This window comes from Micromonospora sp. NPDC050495, assembly GCF_040655175.1.
Classification (GTDB): domain Bacteria; phylum Actinomycetota; class Actinomycetes; order Mycobacteriales; family Micromonosporaceae; genus Micromonospora.
Genome location: NZ_JBFAJK010000088.1, coordinates 1 through 10,975, shown reverse-complemented (window position 1 = coordinate 10,975; position 10,975 = coordinate 1). Strand labels below are relative to the sequence as shown.

Sequence of the window (10,975 nt, the reverse complement as noted above, 5' to 3'; positions counted from 1 at the left end):
GCGCGAGGAGTGCAGCGCAGCGGAGCCCCGCAGTCGCGAACGAAGGGCGGCTCCCGGTGAGCGCGAGGAGTGCAGCGCAGCGGAGCCCCGCAGTCGCGAACGAAGGGCGGCTCCCGGTGAGCGCGAGGAGTGCAGCGCAGCGGAGCCCCGCAGTCGTGACCGAAGGGCGGACCCGCTCATGATCCGGCACCTGCTCTCCGGGGCCGACCTGGACGCGGCCACCGCCACCCAGATCCTGGACACCGCCGCCGAGATGGCCACGGTGGCCGGGCGCGAGGTGAAGAAGCTGCCCGCGCTGCGCGGCCGGACCGTGGTGAACCTCTTCTACGAGGACTCCACGCGAACCCGGATCTCGTTCGAGGCGGCCGCCAAGCGGCTCAGCGCCGATGTGATCAATTTCTCGGCCAAGGGTTCCAGCGTGACCAAGGGCGAGAGCCTGAAGGACACCGCGCTGACCCTGCAGGCCATGGGGGCCGACGCGGTGGTCGTCCGGCACCCCGCCTCGGGCGCCCCGCACCGGCTGGCCAACTGGGTCGACGGCTCGGTGGTCAACGCCGGCGACGGCACCCACGAGCACCCCACCCAGGCGCTGCTCGACGCGTACACCATGCGGGCCCGGCTGGGCCGGCTGGCCGGCCTGCACGTGGCGATCGTGGGCGACGTGCTGCACTCCCGGGTGGCCCGCTCCAACGTGCTGCTGCTCTCCACCCTCGGCGCGAAGGTCACCCTGGTCGGCCCGCCCACCCTCATCCCGGTCGACATCCCGCAGGCGCTCGCCCCGGGCACCGACGTCTCCTACGACCTCGACGCCGTTCTACCGGGTGTGGACGTGGTGATGATGCTGCGGGTGCAGCGCGAGCGGATGGGCGACTCCTACTTCCCCTCGGCCCGCGAGTACGCCCGCCGCTACGGGCTGGACGGACCGCGGATGCGCCGGCTGCCCGAGCACGCGATCGTCATGCACCCGGGCCCGATGAACCGGGGCATGGAGATCACCCCCGAGGTGGCCGACTCGCCCCGCTCCACCATCGTCGAACAGGTCGCCAACGGGGTCTCCGTGCGGATGGCCGTGCTCTACCTGCTGCTCGGAGGGAACAACCGGTGACCGCGTACCTGATCAGGAACGTCAGCGTGGTCGGCGCGGAGCCGACCGACCTGCTCATCCGCGACGGCGTGGTGGCGGAGTCCGGCGCGGGGCTGACCGCGCCGGACGCCACCGTGCTCGACGCCACCGGCCTGGTGGCCCTGCCCGGCCTGGTCGACCTGCACACCCACCTGCGGGAGCCGGGCCGGGAGGACGCCGAGACCGTGGAGTCCGGCTCCCGGGCGGCGGCGCTGGGCGGCTACACCGCGGTCTGCGCGATGGCGAACACCTCGCCGGTGGCCGACACGGCGGGCGTGGTCGAGCAGGTCTGGCGGCTCGGCCGGGAGGCCGGGCTGGTCGACGTGCAGCCGATCGGCGCGGTCACCGTGGGCCTGGCCGGCGAGCGCCTGGCCGAGCTGGGTGCGATGGCCGACTCGGCCGCCCGGGTACGGATCTTCTCCGACGACGGGCACTGCGTCGCCGACCCGCGGCTGATGCGCCGGGCGCTGGAGTACGTCAAGGCGTTCGACGGGGTGGTCGCCCAGCACGCCGAGGAGCCCCGGCTCACCGAGGGCGCGCAGATGCACGAGGGGGAGGTCTCCACCCGCCTCGGGCTGACCGGCTGGCCGGCCGTGGCCGAGGAGGCGATCATCGCCCGGGACGTGCTGCTGGCCGAGCACGTCGGCAGCCGGCTGCACATCTGCCACGTCTCCACCGCCGGCAGCGTCGAGGTGCTCCGGCACGCCAAGGCGCGCGGGGTACGGGTCACCGCCGAGGTGACCCCGCACCACCTGCTGCTGACCGACGAGGTGGTGAGCGGGCGGGGTGAGCTGGCAAGCCCCACGCTCGCGGACGACTGGAGCCCGGCGGGGAGTTACGACCCGGTCTTCAAGGTCAACCCGCCGCTGCGTACCGCCACCGACATCGCCGCGCTGCGGGCCGCGCTCGCCGACGGGGTGATCGACATCATCGCCACCGACCACGCCCCGCACGCCGTGGAGGACAAGGAGTGCGAGTGGGCGTACGCCCGGCCGGGCATGCTCGGCCTGGAGACCGCGCTCTCCATCGCGCTGGACGTGCTCGGCCCGCAGTGGGACCTGATCGCCGAGCGGATGTCCCGCGCACCGGCCCGGATCGCCGGGCTGGACTCGCACGGCCTCGACCCGGCACCCGGCGTGCCGGCGAACCTGACCCTGGTCGACCCGGCCGCCCGCCGCGTCATCGAGCCGGCGGAGCTGGCCAGCCGCAGCCGCAACACCCCGTACGCCCGCATGACGCTGCCGGGTCGCATCGCGGCGACCTTCCTGCGCGGCGAGCCGACGGTCCTGGACGGAAAGGCAGTTCGGTGAGCGCGAGGAGTGCAGCGGAGCGGAGCCCCGCAGTCGCGAACGAAAGGCGAGCACGGTGAGCGCGAGGAGTGCAGCGGAGCGGAGCCCCGCAGTCGCGAACGAAAGGCCGGCACAGTGACCCGCAGACCACCCGCGATCCTCGTCCTCGAGGACGGGCGCACCTTCCACGGCGAGGCGTACGGCAGCGTCGGTGAGACCTTCGGCGAGGCGGTCTTCAACACCGGCATGACCGGCTACCAGGAGACCCTCACCGACCCCTCGTACCACCGGCAGGTGGTGGTGCAGACCGCCCCGCACATCGGCAACACCGGCGTCAACGCCGAGGACGACGAGTCCGCCCGGATCTGGGTGGCGGGCTACGTGGTCCGCGACCCGGCCCGGATCGGCTCGAACTGGCGGGCCACCGGCTCGCTGGAGGACCGGCTCGCGACCGAGGGCGTGGTGGGCATCAGCGGGGTGGACACCCGGGCGCTCACCCGGCACCTGCGCGAGCGGGGCGCCATGCGGGTGGGCATCTCCAGTGTGGACACCGATCCGCAGCGCCTGCTGGCCCGGGTCCGCCAGGCGCCGCAGATGGTCGGCGCGAACCTGTCCGCCGAGGTGACCACCGCCCAGCCGTACGTGGTCGAGGCGGTCGGCGCGCACCGGTTCACCGTGGCCGCGCTGGACCTGGGCATCAAGCGCAACGTGCCGCGCCGGCTCGCCGCCCGCGGCGTCACCACCCATGTGCTGCCCGCCGGGTCGACGATCGAGGACCTGCTGGCCACCGGGGCGGACGCGGTCTTCTTCTCGCCCGGCCCGGGCGACCCGGCGACTGCCGACGGCCCGGTGGCGCTGGCCCGGGAGGTGCTGAGCCGGCGGATCCCGCTGTTCGGCATCTGCTTCGGCAGCCAGATCCTCGGCCGGGCGCTCGGCTTCGGCACCTACAAGCTCGGGTACGGCCACCGCGGCATCAACCAGCCGGTGCTCGACCGGGGCACCGGCAAGGTCGAGGTGACCAGCCACAATCACGGCTTCGCGGTGCAGGTGCCGGGGGCGGGGAACGGGGCGGTCGTGCCCGACCAGGTGATCGAGACCGAGTTCGGCGGCGTCCAGGTGTCGCACGTCTGCCTCAACGACAACGTGGTCGAAGGGCTGCGGGCCATCGATGTCCCCGCCTTCACCGTCCAGTACCACCCGGAGGCGGCGGCCGGCCCGCACGACGCGGACTACCTCTTCGACCGCTTCGCCGAGCTGATCGAGGGCGGTGTCGCCCTCGACCGGAAGCAGAGCGAGGGCGGCGCCCTCGACCGGAACCAGAGTGAGGGCGGAAAGAATGCCTAAGCGGAGCGACCTCAAGCACGTGCTGGTGATCGGCTCCGGGCCGATCGTGATCGGACAGGCCTGCGAGTTCGACTACTCCGGCACCCAGGCCTGCCGGGTGCTGCGCAGCGAGGGGATCCGGGTCAGCCTGGTCAACTCCAACCCGGCGACGATCATGACGGACCCGGAGTTCGCCGACGCCACCTACGTCGAGCCGATCACCCCGGAGTTCGTCGAGCTGGTCATCGCCAAGGAGCGCCCCGACGCGCTGCTGCCCACCCTCGGCGGGCAGACCGCGCTGAACACGGCGGTCGCCCTGCACGAGGCGGGCGTGCTGGAGAAGTACGGCGTCGAGCTGATCGGCGCCAACATCGACGCCATCAACCGGGGCGAGGACCGGCAGCTGTTCAAGGACATCGTGGCCAAGGCCGGCGTACGCCTGGGCCTGGCCGACCCGTCGGCGCTGGTGCCCCGCTCCCGGGTCTGCCACTCGATGGACGAGGTCCGGGACACCGTCGTCGAGCTGGGCCTGCCGGTGGTGATCCGGCCGTCGTTCACCATGGGCGGCCTGGGCTCCGGCATGGCGCACACCGACGAGGACCTCGACCGCATCGCCGGCGCGGGCCTGGCGGCCAGCCCGGTGCACGAGGTGCTCATCGAGGAGAGCGTGCTCGGCTGGAAGGAGTACGAGCTCGAACTCATGCGTGACCGCCACGACAACGTGGTGGTGGTCTGCTCGATCGAGAACGTCGACCCGATGGGCGTGCACACCGGTGACAGCGTCACCGTGGCCCCGGCGATGACCCTGACCGACCGGGAGTACCAGCGGCTGCGCGACCTGGGCATCGCGGTGCTGCGCGAGGTCGGGGTGGACACCGGCGGCTGCAACATCCAGTTCGCGGTCAACCCGACCGACGGCCGGATCGTCGTGATCGAGATGAACCCCCGGGTGTCCCGCTCCTCGGCGCTGGCGTCGAAGGCCACCGGCTTCCCGATCGCCAAGATCGCCGCGAAGCTGGCCATCGGCTACACGCTGGACGAGATCCCCAACGACATCACGCTGAAGACGCCGGCCGCGTTCGAGCCGACGCTCGACTACGTGGTGGTGAAGATCCCCCGGTTCGCGTTCGAGAAGTTCGCCGGCGCGGACCCGGAGCTGACCACCACGATGAAGTCGGTCGGCGAGGCGATGAGCCTGGGCCGCAACTTCACCGAGGCGCTGAACAAGGCGATGCGCTCGATGGAAACCAAAGCGTCGGGTTTCTGGACCACCCCGGACCCGGCGGGGGCCACCAGGGAGAACACCCTCGCCGCGCTGCGAACGCCGCACGACGGCCGGCTCTACACCGTCGAGCGGGCGCTGCGCCTGGGCGCCTCCATCGCCGAGGTGGCCGAGGCCTCCGGCGGGATGGACCCCTGGTTCCTGGACCAGATCGCCGCCCTGGTGGAGCTGCGCGCGGAGGTCGTCGACGCCCCGGTGCTCGACGCCGACCTGCTGCGCCGGGCCAAGCGGGCCGGCCTGTCCGACCGGCAGCTCGCCGCGCTCCGCCCGGAACTGGCCGCCGAGGACGGGGTACGCACCCTGCGGCACCGGCTGGGCATCCGGCCGGTCTACAAGACGGTGGACACCTGCGCCGCCGAGTTCGAGGCGACCACGCCCTACCACTACTCGACGTACGACCAGGAGACCGAGGTGGCGCCCTCGGCCCGGCCGAAGGTGCTCATCCTGGGCTCCGGGCCGAACCGGATCGGGCAGGGCATCGAGTTCGACTACTCCTGCGTGCACGCCGTGCAGGCGCTGCGCAGCGCGCCCCTCGGCGCCGCCGCGTCCGGTGCCGGCGGCGTCGGCTACGAGACCGTCATGGTCAACTGCAACCCGGAGACCGTCTCCACCGACTACGACACCGCCGACCGGCTCTACTTCGAGCCGCTGACCTTCGAGGACGTCCTGGAGGTGTGGCACGCCGAGGACACCTCCGGCAAGGCGGCCGGCGGCCCGGGCGTGGTCGGGGTGATCGTCCAGCTCGGCGGGCAGACCCCGCTCGGCCTGGCGCAGCGGCTCAAGAACGCCGGGGTGCCGATCGTCGGCACCTCCCCGGAGTCGATCCACCTGGCCGAGGAGCGCGGCGCGTTCGGCGCGGTGCTGGCCCGGGCCGGGCTGCGCGCCCCGGCGCACGGCATGGCCACCTCGTACGACGAGGCGAAGGCGATCGCCGACGAGATCGGCTACCCGGTGCTGGTCCGCCCGTCGTACGTGCTCGGCGGCCGGGGCATGGAGATCGTCTACGACGACGCCACGCTGCGCGACTACATCGGCCGGGCCACCGCCATCTCGCCGGACCGTCCGGTGCTGGTGGACCGCTTCCTGGACGACGCCATCGAGATCGACGTGGACGCGCTGGTCGACGCCGACGGCGACGTCTACCTGGGCGGGGTGATGGAGCACATCGAGGAGGCCGGCATCCACTCCGGCGACTCGTCGTGCGCCCTGCCGCCGATCACCCTGGCCGGCTCGCACCTGGACCAGGTCCGCCGCTACACCGAGGCGATCGCCCGTGGCATCGGGGTGAAGGGCCTGCTCAACGTCCAGTACGCGCTCCAGGGCGACATGCTCTACGTGCTGGAGGCCAATCCGCGCGCGTCCCGGACCGTGCCGTTCGTCTCCAAGGCCACGGCGGTGCCGCTGGCCAAGGCGGCGGCCCGGATCGCGCTCGGCGCCACCATCGCCGAGCTGCGCGCCGAGCGGATGCTGCCGCCCACCGGCGACGGCGGCACGATGCCGGCCGACGCCCCGATCGCGGTCAAGGAGGCGGTGCTGCCGTTCAAGCGGTTCCGTACCCCGTCGGGCAAGGGCATCGACGTGCTGCTCGGCCCGGAGATGAAGTCCACCGGCGAGGTGATGGGCATCGACACCGGCTTCGGCCAGGCCTTCGCCAAGTCGCAGGCGGCCGCTTACGGGTCGCTGCCGACCGCCGGGAAGATCTTCGTCTCGGTGGCCAACCGGGACAAGCGCGGCATGATCTTCCCGATCAAGCGCCTGGCCGACCTGGGCTTCGAGATCGTGGCCACCACCGGCACGGCCGAGGTGCTGCGCCGGCACGGCATCGCCTGCGAGCAGATCCGCAAGCACTACGAGTCGGGTGCGGGCGAGGACGCGGTGTCGCTGATCCTCGGCGGCGACGTGGCGCTGGTGGTGAACACCCCGCAGGGCTCCGGCGCGAGCGCCCGTTCCGACGGCTACGAGATCCGCAGCGCGGCGGTGACGGCGGACATCCCCTGCATCACCACGGTGCCGGGGGCCGCCGCCGCGGTGATGGGCATCGAGGCGAGGATCAACGGCGACCTCCAGGTCCGCCCCCTCCAGGACCTGCACGCCGCCCTCCGGGCCGGCGAGTGACCGCCCCGCTGCCGTCGATCACGACGTCGCTGCCCGGCACCTGGGCGTGCCGGGCCGACGGCTCCACGGTCGACGCGGTCGGGCCGGGAGGGGCGGGGTGATGTTCGAGAAGGTGGTGCGGCCCTGGTTGTTCCGGATCGGGGGCGGGGACGCCGAGGCGGCACACGAGTGGACGCTGGCGCGGCTGGCCGCGGTGTCGCGCCGGCCGGGCGCGCTGGCCGCGCTGCGGGCCCGGTACTTCCGGGCGGCGCCGCGCACGGTGTTCGGGGTGGAGTTCCCCAACGCCGTGGGGCTGGCCGCCGGGATGGACAAGAACGGCGTCGCGCTGCCGGCCTGGCCGGCGCTCGGGTTCGGCTTCGTCGAGGTGGGCACGGTCACCGCGCACGCCCAGCCGGGCAACCCGCGGCCCCGGCTGTTCCGGCTGCGCGACAGCGCGGCCGTGGTGAACCGGATGGGCTTCAACAACGCCGGCGCCGACGCCCTCGCGGCCCGGCTGGCGGCGCTGCCGCGCCCGATCGGCGTACCGCTGGGGATCTCGCTCGGCAAGTCCAAGGTGACCCCGCTGGACGAGGCGGTCGAGGACTACCTGGCCTCGTACCGGGCGCTGCGGGGCCACGGTGACTACTTCGCGGTCAACGTGTCCTCGCCGAACACCCCCGGCCTGCGGTCCCTTCAGGACCGGTCGCACCTGGACGCGCTGCTCGCCGCCCTGGTGGGGGAGAAGCCGGTGCTGGTGAAGATCGCCCCGGACCTCACCGAGCCGGCCATCGCCGAGCTGCTGGAGGTCTGCCTCGACCGGGGCGCGGCCGGGGTGATCGCCACCAACACCACCCTGGGCCGCGACGGGCTCGCCCCGGCCGACCGGGCGCGCGGGGCGGAGACCGGTGGCCTCTCCGGGCGCCCGCTGACCGGCCGCGCCCGCGAGGTGGTCGCCTTCGTGCACCGGGAGACCGGCGGCCGGCTGCCGGTGATCGGCGTGGGCGGCATCCTCGACCCGGACGACGCCGCCCGGATGTTCGACGCCGGCGCGAGTCTGGTGCAGCTCTACACCGGTTTCATCTACCGGGGCCCGGCCCTGGTCCGCTCGGTCGCCCGGGTGGCCGCCCGGCGCTGACCGCCGGGCCCGCCCGGACCCCAGGAAGGAGAACCGTGACGCCCGAGGAGATCCTGGCCGCCGACCGCCGGCACGTCTGGCACCCGTACGCGGCGCTGCCGCCGGCCAGCCCGCCGTACCTGGTGCACAGCGCCGAGGGCGTGCGGCTGCGGCTGGCCGACGGCCGCGAGCTGGTGGACGGCATGTCGTCCTGGTGGGCGGCGATCCACGGCTACCGGCACCCGGTGCTGGACGCCGCGGTCACCGACCAGCTCGGCCGGATGAGCCACGTGATGTTCGGCGGCCTCACCCACGAGCCCGCGGTACGCCTGGCCCGGACCCTGGTCGAGCTGGCCCCGGACGGCCTGGAGCACGTCTTCCTGGCCGACTCCGGATCGGTCAGCGTCGAGGTGGCGGTCAAGATGTGCCTGCAGTACCAGCGGGCCACCGGCCGGCCGCAGCGGCGCCGGCTGGGCACCTGGCGGGGCGGCTACCACGGCGACACCTTCCACCCGATGAGCGTCTGCGACCCGGAGGGCGGCATGCACCACCTCTGGGGGGACGTGCTGCCCCGGCAGGTCTTCGCGCCGGTGCCGCCGGCCGGCTTCGACACCCCGCCCGACCCGGCGTACGAGGCGGCGCTGGTGGACGCGGTCGAGCGGCACGCCGGCGAGATGGCCGCGGTGATCGTCGAGCCGGTGGTGCAGGGCGCCGGGGGCATGCGTTTCCACCACCCGCACTACCTGCGGGTGCTGCGCGAGGTGACCCGGGCGCACGGCATCCTGCTGGTCTTCGACGAGATCGCCACCGGGTTCGGCCGGACCGGGACGATGTTCGCCGCCGAGCACGCCGGGGTGGCCCCGGACGTGCTCTGCGTCGGCAAGGCGCTCACCGGCGGGTACCTCACCCTGGCCGCCGCCCTCTGCACCGCCGAGGTGGCCCGTGGCATCTCCGCCGACGGGGTGTTGGCGCACGGCCCGACCTTCATGGGCAATCCGCTGGCCTGTGCGGTCGCCAACGCCTCCCTGGGCCTGCTGCGGGCCGGGGACTGGGCCGGGCGGGTGGCGGGGATCTCCGCGGGCCTGCGGGCCGGCCTGGAGCCGCTGCGCGGCGCCCCCGGGGTGGCCGACGTGCGGGTGCTCGGCGCGATCGGGGTGGTCCAGCTCGACCACGAGGTGGACATCCCCCGGGCGACCGCCGCCGCGGCCGCCCAGGGTGTCTGGCTGCGGCCGTTCCGCGACCTGGTCTACACCATGCCGCCGTACGTCACCGACGAGGCGGACGTGGCGCGGATCGCGGCCGGCGTCGAGGCGGCGGTCAAGGCGGGCTAGCCGGCGCGGCAGCGGGCTCGCTGTTGGGCGGCGGAACCGGAACCGGCGGGACCGGATCGTCCCGGGGCGGCCGGGTCGCGACACGGGATCTGCCGGTCGCGGCACCGGATCTGCCGGGTAGCGGTGCCGGATCTGTCAGGTGGTGGCGCCGGATCTGCCGGTCGCGGCGCGGGATCTGCCGGGTCGCGGCGCCGGATCGGGCCGGCCCGGCGCCGGTGCGGGACGGGAACGACACCCGACCGTCCATGGTGGCCGGCGGGAGGACGACGGCGACGGGGAACCCCGTCGCCGGCACGCGCGGCGGAGGCCGCGCGCGGGAGAGGGAGGTTAGCGATGGAGAGCTTCGGCGCCCGCCTGCACCGGGCCGTGGCCGAGCGGGGACCGCTCTGCGTGGGCATCGACCCGCATCCGGGGCTGCTGACCCGGTGGGGGCTGACCGACGACGTGGCGGGCCTGGAGCGGTTCTGCGGGACCGTGGTGGAGGCGCTCGGCGACCGGGTCGCCGTGGTCAAGCCGCAGTCGGCGTTCTTCGAGCGGTTCGGCGCGCGAGGAGTGGGAATCCTTGAGTCAACTATCCGACAGTTGCGAGATTGTGGCTCACTCGTTCTCCTCGACGTCAAGCGCGGCGACATCGGCTCGACGGTCAGCGCGTACGCGTCGGCGTACCTCGATCCATCCAGCCCGCTGTATGTCGATGCGGTGACCGCCAGCCCCTACCTCGGGGTCGGCGCGCTGGCCCCGATGTTCGACCTGGCCGCGGCGCACGGCGGGGGCGTGTTCGTGCTGGCGCTGACCTCCAATCCCGAGGGCGCGGCGGTGCAGCGCGCGGTAACCGCCGACGGACGCACCGTGGCGCAGACCGTGATCGATGAGATTTCCCAGCTCAACCGGGGTGCCGACCCGCTCGGCAGCTTCGGGCTCGTGGTCGGCGCGACGATCGGCGAGACCGGCCACGACCTGTCCGGCGTGCACGGCCCGCTGCTCGCTCCGGGGCTCGGCGCGCAGGGCGCCACGGCCGCCGACCTGCGTAACGTCTTCGGCGACGGCCTGCCGTCGGTGCTGCCCTCGTACTCCCGCGAGGTGCTGCACGCCGGCCCGGACGTGGCCGGGTTGCGGGCCGCGGCGGACCGCGTGCTGACCCAGTGCCGGGCCGCCCTGGCCGGTTCCTGACTGACTGACGACTCGGTCACTTTCTGTTGATCTCGCGCGCCCACGTTGCCGAAAACTCCGCTGACCGCTAGTTTTCCCCGCGCTGGGAACCACGGACCCCTTTGGTTGCCAGCGTCACCACGTTTCACAGCAGCGGCGGTGCGCCCCGCCCGCCGCACTAGACGAGTTGTTCCGAATTCCGGTCAGTGGTCGTAGGCGATCAGTGACCGGGTGACGGGTGCGCCGGTTTCGTTGTTGTGCCAGATCGCG

At 73.4% G+C, this 10,975-nt stretch carries 7 protein-coding genes; all 7 read left to right on the top strand.

Annotated features, from left to right (window positions below; genetic code table 11):
- Positions 1-178: 178 nt before the first annotated feature.
- Positions 179-1,105, top strand: coding sequence for an aspartate carbamoyltransferase catalytic subunit (locus AB0I11_RS33425; RefSeq protein WP_357329789.1), 927 nt, complete (start codon positions 179-181; stop codon positions 1,103-1,105).
- Positions 1,102-2,433, top strand: a complete 1,332-nt coding sequence (locus tag AB0I11_RS33420; protein ID WP_357329787.1) for a dihydroorotase — start codon at positions 1,102-1,104, stop codon at positions 2,431-2,433. Before AB0I11_RS33425 ends, AB0I11_RS33420 begins: the two co-directional genes overlap by 4 nt.
- A 114-nt stretch (positions 2,434-2,547) precedes the next feature.
- Positions 2,548-3,756: a glutamine-hydrolyzing carbamoyl-phosphate synthase small subunit gene (gene carA, locus AB0I11_RS33415; RefSeq protein WP_357329785.1), complete on the top strand. Its 1,209-nt coding sequence runs from the start codon at positions 2,548-2,550 to the stop codon at positions 3,754-3,756.
- Positions 3,749-7,132, top strand: a complete 3,384-nt coding sequence (gene carB, locus AB0I11_RS33410; RefSeq protein WP_357329782.1) for a carbamoyl-phosphate synthase large subunit — start codon at positions 3,749-3,751, stop codon at positions 7,130-7,132. Before carA ends, carB begins: the two co-directional genes overlap by 8 nt.
- Before the next feature lie 97 nt (positions 7,133-7,229).
- On the top strand, positions 7,230-8,246 hold the full coding sequence (locus AB0I11_RS33405) for a quinone-dependent dihydroorotate dehydrogenase (RefSeq protein WP_357329780.1): 1,017 nt from the start codon (positions 7,230-7,232) through the stop codon (positions 8,244-8,246).
- Between the two features lie 35 nt (positions 8,247-8,281).
- Positions 8,282-9,556 carry an adenosylmethionine--8-amino-7-oxononanoate transaminase gene (locus AB0I11_RS33400; RefSeq protein WP_357329778.1) on the top strand — a complete coding sequence of 425 codons (1,275 nt, stop codon included), beginning with the start codon at positions 8,282-8,284 and terminating at the stop codon, positions 9,554-9,556.
- A gap of 333 nt (positions 9,557-9,889) precedes the next feature.
- A complete protein-coding gene (gene pyrF / locus AB0I11_RS33395) occupies positions 9,890-10,726 on the top strand; it encodes an orotidine-5'-phosphate decarboxylase (RefSeq protein ID WP_357329776.1) in 837 nt (278 codons plus the stop codon).
- Positions 10,727-10,975 lie beyond the last annotated feature (249 nt).